Here is a 17577-nt window from a genome sequence, read left to right on the forward strand (position 1 = left end):
CATACCCTCAATCACTCCGCCGCGATGCCCATCCGCATGCGCTCCATTTCCTCCAGCGCACGCCGGTACTCGACCGGCATGACCTTGCGGAATTTCGGCCGGAACTCGACCCAATGGTCGAGGATTTCCTTGGCGCGCGGCGAGCCCGTGTAGTGCAGATGGTTGGAGATCAGCTGGTAGAGCCGCTCGTCGTCATGGCGCGTCATATCGCCGGCAACATCGACCATGCCCTTGTGCATGAGGTCGCCGCCGTGATGATGCAGCTTCTCCAGCATGTCGTCCTCTTCCGGAACCGGCTCGAGTTCGACCATCGCCATGTTGCAACGTTTCGGGAAATCGTCGCTTTCATCCAGCACATAGGCAACACCGCCCGACATGCCGGCTGCGAAGTTGCGGCCGGTTTCGCCGAGAACCACGACCACACCGCCGGTCATGTATTCGCAGCCATGGTCGCCCACGCCTTCGACAACCGCGATGGCGCCGGAGTTGCGCACGGCGAAGCGTTCGCCGGCGACACCATTGAAGTAGCACTCGCCGGAAATCGCACCGTAAAGCACCGTATTGCCGACGATGATCGACTTGGCCGCGACGATCCTGGAGTTTTCCGGCGGGCGCACGACGATGCGGCCACCCGACAGACCCTTGCCGACATAGTCGTTACCGTCGCCAATCAGTTCAAACGTGATGCCCTTCGCCAGGAAGGCGCCGAACGACTGTCCGGCGGTGCCGGTGAGCTTCACCGTGATCGTGTCATCCTTCAGCCCCTTGTGACGGTAGCGCTTGGCGACTTCACCGGAGAGCATCGCGCCGGCCGAACGGTCGACGTTCTTGATATCGACCTCGATCGTCACAGGCGTCTTCGATTCCAGCGCCGGCATCGCCGCCGCAATCAGCTTGCGGTCGAGAATGTCGTGGATCGGATGGTTCTGCCTCTCGGTCCAATAGGTCTTTTCCTTCGGCGCATCGACCTTGTGGAAGATGCGGGAGAAGTCGAGACCGTTGGCCTTCCAGTGCGAGATCATCGCATCCTTTTCGAGCAATTCCGAAAGGCCGATGACCTCGTCGAACCTGGCAAAGCCCAGCGACGCCAGGATTTCGCGCACTTCCTGAGCAACGAAGAAGAAATAGTTGACCACATGCTCGGGCGCACCCTTGAAGCGCTTGCGCAGGACCGGGTCCTGCGTTGCCACGCCCACCGGACAGGTGTTGAGATGGCACTTGCGCATCATGATGCAGCCGGCGGCAATCAACGGCGCCGTCGAGAAACCGAACTCGTCGGCTCCCAGCAGCGCGCCAATGATGACGTCACGGCCCGTCTTCAGGCCGCCATCGACCTGCAGCGCGATGCGCGAACGCAGGCCGTTCAGCACCAGCGTCTGATGGGTTTCGGCAAGGCCGATTTCCCAAGGGGATCCTGCATGCTTCAGCGATGTCAGCGGCGAAGCACCGGTGCCGCCGTCATAGCCGGAGACGGTGATATGATCGGCGCGGGCCTTGGCAACACCGGCCGCAACCGTGCCGACACCGACTTCGGAGACCAGCTTGACGGAGATATCCGCTTCCGGATTGACGTTCTTCAGGTCGTAGATCAGCTGTGCCAGATCCTCGATCGAATAGATGTCATGGTGCGGTGGCGGCGAAATCAGGCCGACGCCCGGCGTCGAATGCCGGGTCTTGGCAACCGTCGCATCGACCTTGTGGCCGGGCAGCTGGCCGCCTTCGCCGGGCTTTGCACCCTGCGCCACCTTGATCTGCAGCATGTCTGCATTGACCAGGTACTCGGTCGTGACGCCAAAACGGCCGGAGGCAATCTGCTTGATCGCCGAGCGTTCCGGATTGCGCGAGCCATCATGGAGCGGCAGATAACGATCGGCTTCCTCGCCGCCCTCGCCTGTGTTCGACTTTCCGCCGATGCTGTTCATGGCAATCGCCAGCGTCGTATGGGCTTCGCGCGAGATCGATCCGAACGACATGGCACCGGTCGAAAACCGCTTGACGATATCGACGGCCGGCTCGACCTCGTCGATCGGGATCGGCTTGCGGCCGATGGCATCTGCGCCCTTGATCGAGAACAGGCCGCGAATGGTGTTCATCCGCAAGGCTGCGCCATTCACCATCTCGGCAAACTCGCGGTAACGATCCTCGGCATTGCCGCGCACGGCATGCTGCAGCGAGGCAACGGCATCCGGCGACCAGGCATGGCCTTCGCCGCGCATGCGGTAGGCATATTCGCCGCCGATATCGAGCGTGTTCTTCAACAGCGGATCGGCACCGAAGGCCGCCTGGTGGCGGTTGAAGGTTTCCTTGGCGATCTCTTCGAGGCCGATGCCTTCGATCTGCGTTGCCGTGCCGAAGAAATACCGGTCGATCAGTTCCGAGTTCAGGCCGATCGCGTCGAAAATCTGGCCGCCGCAATAGGACTGGTAGGTCGAAATGCCCATCTTGGACATGACCTTGAGGATGCCTTTGCCGACCGCCTTGATGTAGCGGTAGACGACTTCGCTGCCATCCACTTCCTTCGGAAACTCGCCACGCTTGTGCATATCGGTCAGCGTATCGAAGGCAAGATAGGGGTTTATCGCTTCGGCGCCATAGCCTGCCAGCAGGCAGAAATGGTGCACTTCGCGCGGCTCGCCGGTTTCAACGACGAGACCGACGGAGGTGCGAAGCCCCTTGCGGATCAGGTGATGGTGGACGGCCGCCGTTGCCAGTAGCGCCGGGATCGCCATGCGGTCCGGACCGATCTGGCGGTCGGAGAGCACGATGATGTTGTAACCGCCCTTGACGGCGGCCTCGGCCCGTTCGCACAGCCGGTCGAGAATTTCCGGCATGCCTTCGGCACCGCGCGTCACGTCATAGGTGAAGTCGAGCGTCTTGGTGTCGAAACGATCTTCCGTGTGACCGATCGAGCGGATCTTTTCGAGATCGCCATTGGTCAGGATCGGCTGACGCACCTCCATCCGCTTGGCATGAGCCATGCCGGCATGGTCGAGCAGGTTCGGGCGCGGACCGATGAACGAGACGAGGCTCATCACCAGTTCTTCGCGGATCGGATCGATCGGCGGGTTGGTGACCTGCGCGAAGTTCTGCTTGAAATAGGTATAGAGCAGCTTGGTCTTGTCCGACATCGCCGAGATCGGCGTATCGGTGCCCATCGAGCCGATGGCTTCCTGGCCGGTCGTTGCCATTGGTGACATCAAGATCTTGGTGTCTTCCAGGGTGTAGCCGAACGCCTGCTGGCGATCGAGCAGCGATACGTCACGGCGCAGCGCCCGGGGCTCGACCGGCTTCAGGTCTTCGAGAATAAGCTGGGTGTTGTCCAGCCACTGGCGGTAAGGATGCTGGTTGGCAAGGGTCGACTTCAGCTCCTCGTCGGAGATGATCCGGCCTTCTTCCATATCGATCAGCAGCATCTTGCCCGGCTGCAGGCGCCACTTCTTGATGATGCTCTCTTCCTTCACCGGCAGCGTGCCGGCCTCGGAAGCAAGGATGACGCGGTCGTCGTCGGTGACGAGATAACGCGCCGGCCGCAGGCCGTTGCGGTCAAGCGTTGCGCCGATCTGCCTGCCATCGGTAAAGCAGACGGCGGCAGGGCCATCCCATGGCTCCATCAGAGCGGCGTGATATTCGTAGAATGCCTTGCGCTCGGGCGCCATCAGCTGGTTGCCGGCCCAGGCTTCCGGGATCAGCATCATCACGGCATGCGACAACGGATAACCGCCCTGCACGAGGAATTCGAGCGCATTATCGAAACAGGCGGTATCCGACTGTCCCTCATAGGAAATCGGCCAGAGCTTGGAAATATCGCCACCAAACAGCGGCGAGGAAACCGAAGCCTGGCGCGCGGCCATCCAGTTGACGTTGGCGCGCAGCGTGTTGATTTCGCCGTTATGGGCAACCATGCGGTAGGGATGCGCCAGCTTCCACGACGGGAAGGTGTTGGTCGAGAAGCGCTGGTGCACGAGCGCGACAGCCGATTCAAACCGCGGGTCGGCCAGATCCTTGAAATAGGCTGCAACCTGATAGGCCAGGAACATGCCCTTGTAGACAATGGTCTTGGTCGACAGCGACACCGGATAGAAACCGGTCTCCGCACCCTCGAAGGCATCGTAGATGCGGTTCGAAATCACCTTGCGCAGCGTGAAAAGGCGGCGTTCGAATTCGGCATTGGTCGCAGCGTCGCGGCCGGCGCCGATGAAGACCTGCACGTGGTGCGGCTCTGTCGCGGCAATGTGTTCGGCCTTGGACAGCGAGGCATTATCAACCGGCACTTCGCGGAAACCGAGCAGCGTCTGACCTTCCTCAGTCACGACATCGGTGATCACCTGCTTGAAATGTGCGATCTGCGCCTCGTCCTGCGGCATGAACAGGTAGCCGACGGCATATTCGCCAGCCTTCGGCAGGATGACGCCCTGCAGCGCCATTTCCTCACGGAAGAAGCGGTCGGGGATTTGCACCAGAATGCCTGCGCCATCGCCCATCAGCGGATCGGCTCCGACCGCACCGCGATGCGTCAGGTTTTCCAGGATGAACAGGCCGTCCTTGACGATCTGGTGCGACTTCTGGCCCTTCATATGCGCGACGAAACCGACGCCGCAGGCATCGTGCTCGTTGCGCGGGTCATAGAGACCCTGTTTTTTCGGCAGGCCCGGAAATGCGGTATTTTTCTCAACCGTCGCCGTTGGGCGCGCAATATTGAGTCCAGTTACGGTGGATGGCGTAAGGTCCGTCATCGTCTTCCCTCCTGTTAACCCGGCTAAGGCCGGATATTTCCGCAATCCAGGCAGGCTTTTGCGGGCAAGAGTCCCGCTGAAGCCGGCACCGGCATTATCGTTGCATGATCCTGATCCGGTCGCAAATGAAGCATTGACTGCATCCGGCACAGAGTGCTCGCGACCATCGCGATTGTCCCACCTGCCCGGACAAGAAAGCGTCCGGCGCGGTCTACAATCGTCAGCCAGAAGCCGCATCAGGCGGGCTTTTCGGCGTCATTCCGGTCTTGAGACCGAAATAGGACAGTCATACTGTCCTATTTCATAGGCTCTATGCCAGAAAGCACCCTCCTCTGCAAGACCACTAATGCAAAATATTCGATCCTATTTTACCGAACATTGCGGTTAATTTCGCCTTTTTGTAATTTTCTTTCGCCAACCCCTCGTTTTCTTCAATTTGGTTTCAAACTGGTCTGATATTGTCCCTATCTCGCCTTGTCTGGATTGATTGCCGCGACGGCATCCGTATGGTCTCTCCCGACCATTCAATTCGGGGACATTTCCCCGAAACAGCAGGATCGCATCATGATTTTCTCTTCCGACAACTGGGCGGGCGCCCATCCCGTGATTGCCGAAAGCCTCGTCAAGGCCGCCGGCGGCTTTGCGCCTGCCTATGGCACCAGCGATCTCGACAAGAAGGTCGAGAAGGCGCTGTCGGAGGTGTTCGAACGTGAGGTCGCCGTGTTCTTCGTCGCCACCGGAACTGCTGCCAACTCGCTGGCGCTGGCCAGTACCAACCGTCCGGGCGGTCACGTGCTCTGCCATCGCGAAGCGCATGTGAACGCGGATGAATGCGGCGCACCGGAATTCTTCTCGCATGGCGCAAAGCTTGCCCCGGTTGATGGGGCAAATGGCAAGATGGACCCAAGCCGGCTGGAGAAGGAAATCCAGCGCACCCGCGGCGGCGGCGTCCACGGCGGCCAGCCGATGGCCATCACCATGACGCAGGCGACTGAGGCCGGCACCGTCTACAGCCTTGATGAAATCGATGCGATCGCTGCTATCGCCAAGTCGTCCAAGCTGCCTTTGCACATGGACGGCGCCCGTTTCGCCAATGCGCTGGTGACGCTCGATACGACGCCAGCCGAAATGACCTGGAAACGCGGCATCGACATGCTCTCCTTCGGAGGCACCAAGAACGGCTGCTGGTGCGCCGAGGCACTGATCCTGTTCGACACCTCGAAAGCCGAGGAAATGGGTTATCTGCGCAAGCGCTCCGCCCAGCTTTTCTCGAAATCGCGCTTCATCGCCGCCCAGTTCGATGCTTATCTCGAAGGCGGCCTCTGGCTCGATCTCGCCCGCCACGCCAACAGCATGGCAAACCGGCTGGCCGCAGGTATCGCGGGGTCAAACAGCGCCCATCTTGCCTGGCCGACCGGCTCCAATGAGCTTTTCGTCGTCCTGAAAAAGGAGGTTGCGGCTAAGCTTCAGTCAGATGGCGCCGTCTTCTATGATTGGCCGGTCCCGCACGCACTGGCGGACTCCGTCTCGGAAGACGAAGGGCTCTACCGCCTGGTCACCAGCTTTGCCACCACACCGGACAATGTCGACCAGTTCTTGAAAGCCCTCTGATCAGAGAACCGATTTACCCGTCGCGGCTGCAGCCTGCGGGCCGCCGACCGTGGTCAAGATCTCGCCGGACAGGGCCTCCACCAGCGCCCTGTCCGCGCCACGCCGCGCCACCAGCACGAACTCGACATCTTCAAGCCGTGGCAGCCTGTCCGAGGTGATTTCCCGCAATCCGGCGGGTGCCATGCTGCGCGGCTGCACCAGAACGCCCATTCCGGCGCGGGCAGCAGCGGTCAGCCCGCTGAGGCTGCCGCAGGTACAGACGATCCGCCATGGCACGCCCGCCCGCTCCAGTGCTTCGAGTGCGACGCTGCGGGTAATGCTCGGCGGCGGAAACGCGATCAGCGGCAACACCTCGCCGCGCATCACCCGTTCCGGATCGCGCGCCAGCCAGACCAGTGGCTCGCGATAGACCAGTTGGCCGCGCACATCGCCGATCCGGCGCTTCGCCAGCACCAGGTCAAGCGCGCCCTCATCCTGCATCTGATAGAGCGTGCCGCTCAAAGCCACTGTCAGCTCCAGATCGACCGAGGCATGTGCCCGGGTAAAGTCCTCAAGCACCGCTGGAAGGCGGCTCATGACGAAATCTTCCGAGACCCCGAGATGCAACCGCCCATGCAGGCTGCGCTCCGCAAACAGCGATTTAACCTGCCCGTCCAGCGACAGCATGGCTCTGGCCGGCCCCAGCAAGGCCTCGCCGTCGGCCGTCAGCGACACATAATGCGTATCGCGCTCGATCAGTTTGCGGCCAAGATCGGCTTCCAGCCGCCGGATATGCTGACTGACCGTCGATTGCCCGAGCCCCAGCCGCTCGGCCGCCAGGGTGAAGCTCGCCATCTGCTCGACCGCGAGGAAACTGCGAAGCTGCACCAGATCAAGCATCGGTCATCCTGAAATGTGATAATCGTTATTTCTTGCATTCGATATCATAATGACAATGATGCCGCCATCTGCTTTCCGATTATCTGGACGATCGATATGCGCCGCTTCCTGCCTGACACTTTCACCATTCTGCTTGTCTGCACGGTGATTCTTGCATCGCTGCTACCGATTTCCGGCGAACCGGCGGAGTGGTTCGGGCTGGCGACGAAAATCGCCATCGGCCTGCTGTTCTTCCTGCATGGCGCGCGGCTGTCGCGCGATGTCGTGGTCGCTGGCCTGTTGCACTGGCGGCTGCACATCGTCATCCTCGCCTCGACCTTCGTGCTCTTCCCGTTGCTCGGCCTTGCCGTCGGCTTCCTGCCTGAAAGCGTTTTGCCGCCGGCGCTCTATACCGGCATTCTTTTCCTCTGCGTTCTGCCCTCGACCGTGCAATCGTCGATCGCCTTCACCTCGATGGCCGGCGGCAACGTACCGGCTGCCATCTGTGCCGCATCCGCCTCCAACATTTTCGGCATGTTCCTGACGCCGCTGCTGGTCGGCCTTCTATTCGCGTCCGGCGGCCAGGGAGGCTTTTCGTTCGATGCGCTGGAACAGATCCTGCTACAGCTGCTCGCCCCATTCATCCTCGGCCAGATCCTCCAGCCATGGATCGGCAACTTCATCCGCGCCCGCAAAAAGCTGCTGATGCCGGTCGATCGCGGCTCGATCCTGATGGTCGTTTACCTCGCCTTCAGCGAAGCGGTGACGGAAAACATCTGGAGCACGTTCTCCGTCCGCGACATCGCCGTCGTCATCGTCCTCGACATCCTGCTTCTCGCCGTCGTGCTGGTCGTGACGATGTTTGGCAGCCGCCTGATGGGTTTCTCCAGGGAAGACGAGATCGCCATCACCTTTTGCGGCTCGAAGAAGAGCCTTGCCAGCGGCGTGCCGATGGCCAACGTCATCTTCGCCGGCCAAGGGATCGGCAGCATCGTCCTGCCTTTGATGCTGTTCCACCAGATTCAATTGATGGCCTGTGCGGTGATCGCCCAGAAATATGCCGAACGCGGACGGAGGCGCGCGGCGGAAGCTGCCATGGCCACGGCCGCCCGGTAACGCCGCGACGCCTGTCCTTTAGGGTTTCCGCGATAACTGCGACACGAAAAAATCGGCGGCGCGCGTATGGGCCACGCGCGCCTGTCGTGCCGCCAGATTCAAAAAGAAATCATGGGCTTCGCCCTCGTAGATATCAAGGCTCGCCGGCCCACCGAGACCCAGCGCCAATTGCTGCAGCTTTCTGCCGATCGACGGGGGAAAGATCGTGTCTGCACCACCCCAAATCAGATGGAGTGGTGGTAGAAAACGCACGCGCTGCAGATTATCGTTCGGGAAGCCTCCGTCGACAAGCAACAGCGCGCCGATGTCAGCCCGATCGATTGATGCCGCGGCGGCAATTTGGGCACCAAGCGAGATGCCGAGCACCCCGACCCTGCCTACGTGACGTGGATGGGCATTGAGATAGCTCACCACCGCGCGAACTGCGAAATCCGGCCAAGGCCGTTATTTTTGGGGCGTGATATCGACAGCATCGCAAAACAAGCCTTTTACGACAACGGAAATTCGCACCAGATCGGACAAAAACAATACCCACGACAAAATCGGCCCCGCAGCTGTCTGCTGCGGGGCCGATTGCAATAACCTTTGAAGAGGAATTCCGGTAAGCAATCGTCTGCTCCGGCGCCATTCCTTCACTCTTTGATCAATACCAAACGCTTAACTAACGCTACCGTTGACCTGGGTGGCTTCGATCTGCTTCGGCGCCGACTGCGCGGCAACGATGTCGATGCGGCGCGGCTTGGCGGCTTCCGGGATTTCGCGCAGGAGATCGATGTGAAGCAGGCCGTTCTTCAGCGAAGCGGACTGGATTTCCACATGGTCGGCGAGCTGGAAGCGGCGCTCGAAGGCGCGCTTGGCAATACCGCGATAGAGGAACTGGTTGTCGTTCGCCTTTTCTTCGCTCTTCTCGCCCTTGACGGTCAGCGTGTGCTCGCGGGCTTCGATCGAAAGTTCGCTTTCGTCAAAACCGGCAACGGCCATGGTGATCCGGTAAGTGCTCTCGCCGGTCCGCTCGATATTATAGGGCGGATAGGTCTGCGACTGGTCCGGCTGGCCGAGACTGTCGAGCATGGTGAAGAGACGGTCGAAACCGACGGTGGAACGGTAAAGGGGGGAAAAATCAACGTGACGCATGATGTCCTCTTGTGAGCAACTGGTGTGCGATCTTGGCTCTGTCATCCCTTGAAGCGGCGATGGCAGAACCGGTGGACGAGCCCGTTTTCGGCGCCCGTGATGATGAGATGGGAATTCATTTTGCGGCCTTCAAGCCCCCAGGCGGACAAGCTTCGGCGGCCCTGTGATCGGCCCGGCCGCTGATAAACGCAGGATGAACGGCCGGTTCGAACTGCGTTCAGCTTTGCTGCGGTAAAACCGCAACATCGGAAGACGAGGCTGGCAGCGGCGGTGAACGTCCCTTCTCCCATATGCTGCCTGTCCTCAACCGGCCGACTGTCTCTGGCCGGGAACGGTATATCGTCCCCACCGTTTCCGGCCCTTTTTCCCCGTCCTTTTCTGTGACCGGGCAATTGTTCCCGTATTTCTGCTGCCTCACCTGCACCGTTCCTTAATCGCTGTCGATCAAGGATGAGCCATCACAAATCCGGTGCATTGCCGGCGCATCCTTGCGCCAGCATCGCACCCTCAAAGACTCGCCGGACACGGACTTGCCCATGACGCCTACGCTTCACGCCACCCCGGACAACCCGATCCCCGGCAATCACACCGTCGGTTTCTTCGAGGGCGTGGGCAACCGCAGGATCCGCTATGCCATCTTCAAGTCGGATACGCCGGTCGCCAAGGGCACCGTCGTGCTCTTGCAGGGACGCAACGAATCGATCGAGAAATATGCCGAGACGATCGGCGAACTCACTGCGCGAGGTCTCTGGGTGGCAACCTTCGACTGGCGCGGCCAGGCGGGTTCGGAGCGGCTGCTGAAAAACGCGCGGCGTGGTCACGTCAGGCGCTTTTCCGACTACGAGAGCGATCTGTCGACCTTCCTCGAAAAGATCGTCCTGCCTGACACGCGCCTGCCCTTTTTCATGCTGGCCCATTCGATGGGGGCGCTGGTCGCCTTGTCGCAGGCGCCGATGCTTGCCAGCCGCATCGACCGGCTGGCCATCGCCGCCCCCTTCATGGCGCTTGGCGGCCAAAAGGTCGGTCATGGCATGATCAGCTTCATGGCCAGCGTTTTCACGCTACTTGGCCTCGGCTCCCTTCCCTTGATGCGCGACAGGGGATCGCGGCCGTTTCCGGAAAATCTTCTGACCTCGGATGGGCGGCGCTTTGCCCGCAACAAGGCGCTGACCGACACCCATCCCGAACTGGCGCTCGGACCGCCCACCGCCCGCTGGCTACACGAAACCTTCAAGGCGATCAGGCGCGTTTCAGCCCGCGAACACCTGACGCAAATCCGCGTGCCGACCATCGTGCTGGCGCCGACGCAGGACAGACTGGTACCGCACCTAGCCGTGGAGACGCTTGCCCGCAACTTCCGCGCCGGCCAGATGATCCCCATCGATGGCGCCCGGCACGAACTTCTTCAGGAAGCCGACCATTATCGCGCCCAGGCGATCGCCGCCATTGAGGCCTTCATTCCCGGCAGCACGGCGGATACGGCCCTGGTCGATAGCGAGGACCTGTCGGCCTGACGCGCCCGCCGGCTCTCAGCCCTTCAGGATGGCCAGCGCCTGTGCGTGGATTTCGGCGCTGCCGGCCGCGATGACTTCGCCGCCCATTTCCGCCGGACCGCCATTCCAATCGGTGACGATGCCGCCGGCCTGCTCGATCAGCGGAATGATGCCACCGACATCGTAAGGCTTCAGGCCGCATTCGATGACGAGATCGATATGACCGGCGGCAAGAAGCGCGAAGGCGTAGCAGTCGCAGCCGTAGCGGGCGAGCTGCACCTTGCTCTGCACTGCCTCGAAGCGGGTCTTGATATCGCCGGTATAAAGATGCGGCGAGGTGGTGAACAGGATCGCCTGGGAAAGGTCGGCGCAGGGCCGCGTCGAGACAATTTTGTCCTCGCCCGGCCCGCGATAATGGGTGCTCTTGCCATCGGCGAAATAGCGCTCGCCCGTAAACGGCTGGTCCATCAGCCCCATCACCGCCTCGCCCTTGTGATAGAGGCCGATCAGCGTGCCCCAGACCGGCAGGCCGGAAATGAAGGCGCGGGTCCCGTCGATCGGATCGATCACCCAGACATAATCGCGGTCGAGCCCGACATTGCCGAACTCTTCGCCGAGAATACCATGCTCGGGAAAATGCGCCTCGATCAGCGTACGGATTGCCGTCTCGGCCGCGCGGTCGCCCTCGGTGACCGGGTCGAAGCCGGCAGCCTCCTTGTTGGCGACGCTGATGCCGGTGCGGAAACGCGGCAGGGTCTGCGCCTTGGCAGCATCGGCAAGGCGATCGAAAAACTCACGGTCCGGCAGCATGAAACCTCACGAAAATCGGGAAATGGAAGGCTGTTTGTGCTTATGACACATTTTTTTGAAAAAGAAGTCTTCGGCGAAAAAATCGAAGGAATCGCACCGATTCGCACATGCGAAAGCTGTCCTGCACCGGTTTTTCGAAGAACGTGCCTCAAAAATCAAAAGGAACGGCAAAACCGGACGTTTTGCAGCAGTTCAGCACCCGTTGGTTTTGGCGCAGCGCACCAATTATGGCCAAATCTTGCTTGACAATTGTGCGCTGCAATATTAGCTTTTCCCTACAGTCACTTGTGGCTGTAAATACCCTCCTTGGGTGTTTCCTCCCTAGACTTAGCCGCGCCACAAGCGCGGTTTTTTTTGTCTTGATGCCGGGAGGAAAGTCGGCCTATTCGGCAGCCAGCGACGTGCTCGGCGCGTATGTGTCCACATGCGCGGCCAGTCCACCGAGGAACATCCTGATGGCCTGGGCCAGCATCGGAAAGTCCTTCTTCTTCTGCAGTGTCGCCTCATCGATGTAGAGACCGCGATTGATCTCGATCTGCAGCGCATGCAGCCCGCGCGCGGGGCGGCCGTAATGCTCGGTGATGAACCCCCCGGCATAGGGCTTGTTGCGGGCGACCGAAAACCCGAGGTCCTCCAGCAAAGACACCGCCGCCCGCGACAGGTCGGCCGAGGCGCTGGTGCCGTAGCGGTCGCCGATGATGAAATCCGGCCGTTGGCCCGTTCCGGCCAGCCGGATATTGCCGGGCATCGAATGGCAATCGATCAGAACCGCCAATCCGAAATGCACATGGGTGCGGGCAATCAGCCGCCGCAGACAGGCATGATAGGGCTTGTAGATCGTCTCGATGCGCTCCAGCGCTTCTGCGACCGGAAAGCGGCCGCGATAAATTTCCATGTTCTCCGCCACCAGCCGCGGCACGGTGCCGAGACCACCCGCCACCCGCATCGAGCTGATATTGGCATGCGGCGGCAATGGCCCGTCGAACATGCGCGGATCGAGTTCATAGGGTTCGCGGTTGACGTCGAGAAAGGCGCGCGGGAAATGCGCCATTAACAATGGCGCGCCCAGATCTGTCACGGAATGAAACAGTTCGTCGACGAAATGATCCTCCGACCGGCGGATCGACACCTCGTCCAGACGCGATTTTTCAAGGAAGGCACGGCTGTAGACCCTGCCGCTGTGCGGGGAATTGAAGACAAAGGGAATGCGCTGCATTTCCGGCTCGCGAACTTCGAACTGTTCGGTTTCGCTGACGTTCTGCGTCATCGCAGCCCTTTTTTACCATGTCACAATCTTGATGCTTCGTGTATGTTGCCAGCAGGCGGCAATCATGTCCATAGTCGTTTCCTGCCAGTGAACGGGCTTGATCTTAAGTCTTCACCGGATATTTACCCACATGCGGTTTCATGACGTTACCGCAATTCCCGACATCGACACGTAAGGTGCAACGGCTTTAATCCATGAGTCCAAAAATCCTCCTCGCCGAAGACGATAACGACATGCGCCGGTTCCTGGTGAAAGCCCTGGAAAAGGCCGGCTATAAGGTGTTGTCGTTCGACAATGGCGCCAGCGCCTACGACCGGCTGCGCGAAGAGCCGTTTTCGCTTCTTCTCACCGACATCGTCATGCCCGAAATGGACGGCATCGAGCTCGCCCGGCGGGCGACTGAACTCGATCCGGACCTGAAGGTCATGTTCATCACCGGCTTTGCCGCGGTGGCGCTCAACCCTGATTCGAAGGCTCCGAAGGACGCAAAGGTCCTGTCCAAGCCCTTCCATCTGCGTGATCTTGTGGACGAAGTGAACAAGATGCTGGCCGCATAGGCCTGCGCCGCAAGGGCCGCAAAACTTCCTGTCAAAAAGCCGAAAAAAGCCTATTGACGCCCCAGGAGGTTTGTGGTCTATGCGCCGACATCGGATGGGCGTATAGCTCAGCGGGAGAGCACTACGTTGACATCGTAGGGGTCACAGGTTCAATCCCTGTTACGCCCACCATCCAGTTTTTAAAGGCCTTTCGGGAAACCGGAGGGCCTTTTAAGTTTTTGCGGCATGCCTGAAGAACCGCGCACCCAAGCAGCGACCGGACCGGTTGACTTTGCGGTTCACCGTCCGGATCATGCTCCGCCGCCCGACCGGCCACATCAAGAACAGCCCATCGATGAAACGCTACGGCCAAGGACGATTTCGCCTGTGAAAGAAGCGCGTTACGATCTCCGCCAGGAAAAGAATGGCACATGGACCGTGATCGACGTCGTTACGCGGGTGCCTGCGGCCTCGGATGGCCGCGATCTGACTGGCTTGGAGCATGACGATGCAAAAGACATCATGGATGCGCTGAACGGGGATCACCTCGCCGGGCGGAAAAGCCCGCTGGTATAGAGCGCAAAATCCCCTCCCCGTTGCCGGAGAGGAGATTTGTACAATGGTTTAGGTGATGAAATTGCTGGGTTGCAAAGTGTCCAGCGGCGGCAATAAAGATTGAAAAGCTGCGCCACGCATCCCCCAAACAAGGTAGGCAGACACCGTTATTGTTCGGAATCAACCGGTTGGGCAGGAAACCCTGCGCTATGCGCAGCAAATTCGGCAGATCGGGCCAAACGCGCAATTCCTGGCGATGCCGCCATAAGGCAAGCCATTTCAGCGTGCACTGCTGAGAGATTCGCGATACCATTCGCGTCCAAAAAACACGAAATATTGTTACGAAATTCGTGACGTGGGCGCAGTTTTGCGCTAGGAACCGCTGAAATTGTGGTCCCTGAACCCTATATCTGCCGTTCACCCAGACAAGATCAAGGAAGACGTCCATGCCCGCCTATCGCTCCCGCACCACCACCCACGGCCGCAACATGGCCGGCGCTCGCGGCCTCTGGCGCGCGACGGGCATGAAGGACAGCGACTTCGGCAAGCCGATTATTGCGGTGGTCAACTCGTTCACCCAGTTCGTGCCGGGCCACGTGCACCTCAAGGACCTTGGCCAGCTGGTCGCCCGCGAGATCGAAGCCCACGGCGGCGTCGCCAAGGAATTCAACACCATCGCCGTCGATGACGGCATCGCCATGGGTCATGACGGCATGCTCTATTCGCTGCCGTCGCGCGAAATCATCGCCGACAGCGTCGAATACATGGTCAACGCCCACTGCGCCGATGCGATGGTCTGCATTTCCAACTGCGACAAGATCACCCCCGGCATGCTGATGGCCTCCCTGCGCCTCAACATCCCAACGATCTTCGTCTCCGGCGGCCCGATGGAAGCCGGCAAGGTGCTGCTCTCCGACGGCAAAATTCATTCGCTCGACCTGGTCGATGCCATGGTCGCCGCTGCCGACGAAAACATGTCGGACGAGGACGTCCAGACCATCGAACGCTCGGCATGCCCGACCTGCGGCTCCTGCTCCGGCATGTTCACCGCCAATTCGATGAACTGTCTGACCGAGGCGCTCGGCCTGTCTTTGCCCGGCAACGGCTCGACGCTGGCCACCCATTCCGACCGTGAAAAGCTGTTCCTGGAAGCCGGCCGCCGCATCGTCGGTCTCGCCAAGCGCTACTACGAGCAGGACGACGAAACCGCGCTGCCACGCACCATCGCCTCGAAGGGTGCCTTCGAGAATGCCATGGCACTGGATATCGCCATGGGCGGCTCGACCAACACCGTGCTGCACATCCTGGCTGCCGCCCATGAAGGCGAAATCGATTTCAATCTGGACGACATCGACCGCCTGTCGCGCAGGGTTCCGTGCCTCTCCAAGGTCGCGCCCGCCAAGGCCGATGTGCATATGGAAGACGTGCACCGTGCCGGCGGCATCATGGCCATCCTCGGCGAGCTCAACCGTGCCGGCCTGCTGAACGCCGGCCTGCCGACCGTCCATGCCAAGACGCTCGGCGACGCGCTGTCGCAATGGGATATTTCCGTCACCGACAATCCGGCTGCGCTCGAACTGTTCAGCGCCGCTCCCGGCGGCGTGCCGACGCAGGTTGCCTTCAGCCAGAGCGCCCGTTGGAAGGAACTCGATCTCGACCGCAAAAAGGGCGTCATCCGCGATGCCCAGCATCCATTCTCCAAGGATGGCGGTCTCGCTGTCCTGAAGGGCAATATCGCCCCCAACGGCTGCATCGTGAAGACGGCCGGCGTGGACGAATCGATATTGAAATTCTCCGGACCCGCCCGCGTCTTCGAAAGCCAGGATTCGTCGGTCAAGGCGATCCTTTCCAACGAGATCAAGGCCGGCGACGTCGTCGTCATCCGTTATGAAGGCCCGAAGGGCGGCCCGGGCATGCAGGAAATGCTCTATCCGACCAGCTACCTGAAATCGAAGGGCCTCGGCAAGGCCTGCGCACTGATCACCGACGGCCGCTTCTCCGGCGGCACGTCGGGCCTTTCGATCGGCCACGTCTCGCCGGAAGCTGCAAATGGCGGCCTGATCGGCATCGTGCGCGAAGGCGACATGATCGACATCGACATCCCCAACCGGACGATCTCGCTGCGCGTCAGTGAAGCGGAAATCGCCGCTCGCAGCGCCGAGCAGGACGCCAAGGGCTGGAAGCCGGTCGAACTGCGCAAGCGCAAGGTCACCACGGCGCTGAAAGCCTACGCCGCCTTCGCCACCTCGGCCGACCGCGGCGCAGTCCGCGATCTGGGTGACCTCGGCTAAAACGGGCGACAAGCCTTCATCAACTCCTAGCGCACCCCTGAATCCCAACGGATTCAGGGGTGTTTCTTTTTCCGCCGCAAAGACTCTTCTGGGTTAGGCGATGCGCTGCAAGCCGGCACATGGTTGCAGTTCTTTGCCAAGCCGCCATTCGGCCGTCATTGCGATATAGTCAAATCCGCGAAACGCGCCCACAATCCCCATAAGTCAGTCCCAAAGCCCACCACACTCCGAGCAAACCCATGCAAGCCGAACAGACCGTCCTGAAAATCTCCATCGGCGTGACCATCCTGATCGCCTGTTCCGGTATTCTCTTCGGCATCGTCACCGGCTCTTTCTCGATCGCCTTCGACGGGGTCTATTCCCTGGCCGATGCCAGCATGAGCACGCTGGCTTTGGTGGTTGCCAAGCTGATTGCCAGCGATACCGATCCGAGCCGCGGCAGGGGCAAGCTGCGAGCACGGTTTTCCCTCGGCTTCTGGCATCTCGAGCCGATCGTACTCGGGCTGAACGGCATCCTGTTGATGAGCGTCGCCGTTTACGCCCTGATCAACGCGATCATCAGCATCCTCTCCGGTGGCCATACGCTCGAATTCGACTATGCGATCCTCTACGCCGCTATAGCGCTCGTGGCGTGCCTGACCATGGCGATCGTCGTCCGGAAGAAAAACGCCACCATCCGCTCCGAGTTTCTGACGTTGGATGCCACCGCATGGATCATGTCCGCCGGCATCACCGCTGCCTTGCTGATCGCCTTCATCGGCGGCTTTGTCGTGGAAGGCACGTCGCTTGCGTGGATCGCACCCTATATCGATCCGGCCGTTCTGGCGCTGGTCTCGGTCGTCATCATCCCGATGCCGGTCGGCACCGTGCGCCAGGCGCTGTCGGATATTCTGCTGATGACGCCAATGCCGTTGCGGGCAAGGATCGATGAAGTGGCTGAGGAGGTGGTCCAGGAACAGGCTTTCCTGTCCCATCGCGCCTATGTCGCCCGTATCGGTCGCCTGATGCAGGTGGAGCTCTATTTCATCGTGCCGCCCGGCATGCCCGCCCGCACGATCGAAGAGTGGGACCAGTTGCGCGATGACATCGGCGCCCGCATCGGCAGCGAAGGCCCCAACCGCTGGCTGACCATCGCCTTTACGGCCGATACGGAATGGGCGGAATAGCACTTTC

The 17577-nt window shown here is 60.6% G+C and carries 13 protein-coding genes and 1 tRNA gene; 8 read left to right on the forward strand and 6 right to left on the reverse strand.

From position 1 onward, the window contains the following. Positions 1–11 precede the first annotated feature (11 nt). The gene (gene gltB, locus ACP7E6_RS10570) at positions 12–4733 is read right to left on the reverse strand and encodes a glutamate synthase large subunit (RefSeq protein WP_426229733.1); all 4722 of its coding nucleotides are present in this window, start codon (positions 4731–4733) and stop codon (positions 12–14) included. A 564-nt stretch (positions 4734–5297) separates the two neighbouring features. Here gltB and ACP7E6_RS10575 point away from each other — a divergent pair. Beyond that, on the forward strand, positions 5298–6344 hold the full coding sequence (locus tag ACP7E6_RS10575; RefSeq protein WP_426229734.1) for a threonine aldolase family protein: 1047 nt from the start codon (positions 5298–5300) through the stop codon (positions 6342–6344). Here the strand turns inward: ACP7E6_RS10575 and ACP7E6_RS10580 are convergent, their stop codons facing one another. Further along, positions 6345–7223 (reverse strand): LysR substrate-binding domain-containing protein, encoded by an 879-nt coding sequence (locus tag ACP7E6_RS10580; protein ID WP_426229735.1) that lies wholly within the window; start codon positions 7221–7223, stop codon positions 6345–6347. Between the two features lie 96 nt (positions 7224–7319). Here ACP7E6_RS10580 and ACP7E6_RS10585 point away from each other — a divergent pair, with 96 nt between their 5' ends. Then, complete coding sequence (locus tag ACP7E6_RS10585) at positions 7320–8318, forward strand: bile acid:sodium symporter family protein (protein ID WP_426229736.1); 999 nt, start codon at positions 7320–7322, stop codon at positions 8316–8318. Positions 8319–8336: 18 nt separating this feature from the next. On the opposite strand, the gene ACP7E6_RS10590 is transcribed toward ACP7E6_RS10585, so the two are convergent. Both ACP7E6_RS10590 and ACP7E6_RS10595 read right to left on the reverse strand, forming a co-directional pair. After that, on the reverse strand, positions 8337–8732 hold the full coding sequence (locus ACP7E6_RS10590) for a dienelactone hydrolase family protein (protein ID WP_426229737.1): 396 nt from the start codon (positions 8730–8732) through the stop codon (positions 8337–8339). 243 nt (positions 8733–8975) lie between these two features. Continuing rightward, positions 8976–9452, reverse strand: a complete 477-nt coding sequence (locus tag ACP7E6_RS10595; protein WP_426229738.1) for an Hsp20 family protein — start codon at positions 9450–9452, stop codon at positions 8976–8978. Between the two features lie 536 nt (positions 9453–9988). Between ACP7E6_RS10595 and ACP7E6_RS10600 the strand changes: the two genes are divergently transcribed. Further along, entirely contained in the window at positions 9989–10966 is a 978-nt protein-coding gene (locus ACP7E6_RS10600; RefSeq protein ID WP_426229739.1) for an alpha/beta fold hydrolase, read from the forward strand. 15 nt (positions 10967–10981) lie between these two features. Here the strand turns inward: ACP7E6_RS10600 and hisN are convergent, their stop codons facing one another. Both hisN and ACP7E6_RS10610 read right to left on the reverse strand, forming a co-directional pair. Continuing rightward, on the reverse strand, positions 10982–11755 hold the full coding sequence (gene hisN, locus ACP7E6_RS10605) for a histidinol-phosphatase (protein WP_426229740.1): 774 nt from the start codon (positions 11753–11755) through the stop codon (positions 10982–10984). 382 nt (positions 11756–12137) lie between these two features. Continuing rightward, on the reverse strand, positions 12138–13022 hold the full coding sequence (locus ACP7E6_RS10610) for an N-formylglutamate amidohydrolase (protein ID WP_426229741.1): 885 nt from the start codon (positions 13020–13022) through the stop codon (positions 12138–12140). Positions 13023–13216: 194 nt separating this feature from the next. Between ACP7E6_RS10610 and cpdR1 the strand changes: the two genes are divergently transcribed. The 5 genes from cpdR1 (at position 13217) to ACP7E6_RS10635 (ending at position 17570) form a co-directional block, all read left to right on the forward strand. Next, positions 13217–13579, forward strand: a complete 363-nt coding sequence (gene cpdR1 / locus ACP7E6_RS10615) for a response regulator CpdR1 (RefSeq protein ID WP_018327941.1) — start codon at positions 13217–13219, stop codon at positions 13577–13579. 96 nt (positions 13580–13675) lie between these two features. Beyond that, positions 13676–13750: transfer RNA gene (locus tag ACP7E6_RS10620), tRNA-Val, on the forward strand. Positions 13751–13945: 195 nt separating this feature from the next. Then, a complete protein-coding gene (locus tag ACP7E6_RS10625) occupies positions 13946–14134 on the forward strand; it encodes a hypothetical protein (protein ID WP_426229742.1) in 189 nt (62 codons plus the stop codon). Positions 14135–14559: 425 nt separating this feature from the next. Further along, a complete protein-coding gene (gene ilvD / locus ACP7E6_RS10630) occupies positions 14560–16404 on the forward strand; it encodes a dihydroxy-acid dehydratase (RefSeq protein ID WP_426229743.1) in 1845 nt (614 codons plus the stop codon). Between the two features lie 239 nt (positions 16405–16643). Continuing rightward, positions 16644–17570, forward strand: a complete 927-nt coding sequence (locus ACP7E6_RS10635) for a cation diffusion facilitator family transporter (RefSeq protein ID WP_426229744.1) — start codon at positions 16644–16646, stop codon at positions 17568–17570. The last annotated feature ends 7 nt before the right edge of the window (positions 17571–17577 follow it).

The sequence above is a fragment of the Pararhizobium sp. DWP3-4 genome (assembly GCF_049898205.1).
Lineage (GTDB): Bacteria > Pseudomonadota > Alphaproteobacteria > Rhizobiales > Rhizobiaceae > Pararhizobium.

Coding starts and splice junctions, on each gene's coding strand:
- ACP7E6_RS10600 (WP_426229739.1), top strand. CDS start 9,989: ATGACGCCTACGCTTCACGCCACCCCGGACAACCCGATCCCCGGCAAT.
- ACP7E6_RS10635 (WP_426229744.1), top strand. CDS start 16,644: ATGCAAGCCGAACAGACCGTCCTGAAAATCTCCATCGGCGTGACCATC.
- ACP7E6_RS10580 (WP_426229735.1), bottom strand. CDS start 7,223: ATGCTTGATCTGGTGCAGCTTCGCAGTTTCCTCGCGGTCGAGCAGATG.
- cpdR1 (WP_018327941.1), top strand. CDS start 13,217: ATGAGTCCAAAAATCCTCCTCGCCGAAGACGATAACGACATGCGCCGG.
- ilvD (WP_426229743.1), top strand. CDS start 14,560: ATGCCCGCCTATCGCTCCCGCACCACCACCCACGGCCGCAACATGGCC.
- ACP7E6_RS10595 (WP_426229738.1), bottom strand. CDS start 9,452: ATGCGTCACGTTGATTTTTCCCCCCTTTACCGTTCCACCGTCGGTTTC.
- ACP7E6_RS10610 (WP_426229741.1), bottom strand. CDS start 13,022: ATGACGCAGAACGTCAGCGAAACCGAACAGTTCGAAGTTCGCGAGCCG.
- hisN (WP_426229740.1), bottom strand. CDS start 11,755: ATGCTGCCGGACCGTGAGTTTTTCGATCGCCTTGCCGATGCTGCCAAG.
- ACP7E6_RS10585 (WP_426229736.1), top strand. CDS start 7,320: ATGCGCCGCTTCCTGCCTGACACTTTCACCATTCTGCTTGTCTGCACG.
- ACP7E6_RS10575 (WP_426229734.1), top strand. CDS start 5,298: ATGATTTTCTCTTCCGACAACTGGGCGGGCGCCCATCCCGTGATTGCC.
- gltB (WP_426229733.1), bottom strand. CDS start 4,733: ATGACGGACCTTACGCCATCCACCGTAACTGGACTCAATATTGCGCGC.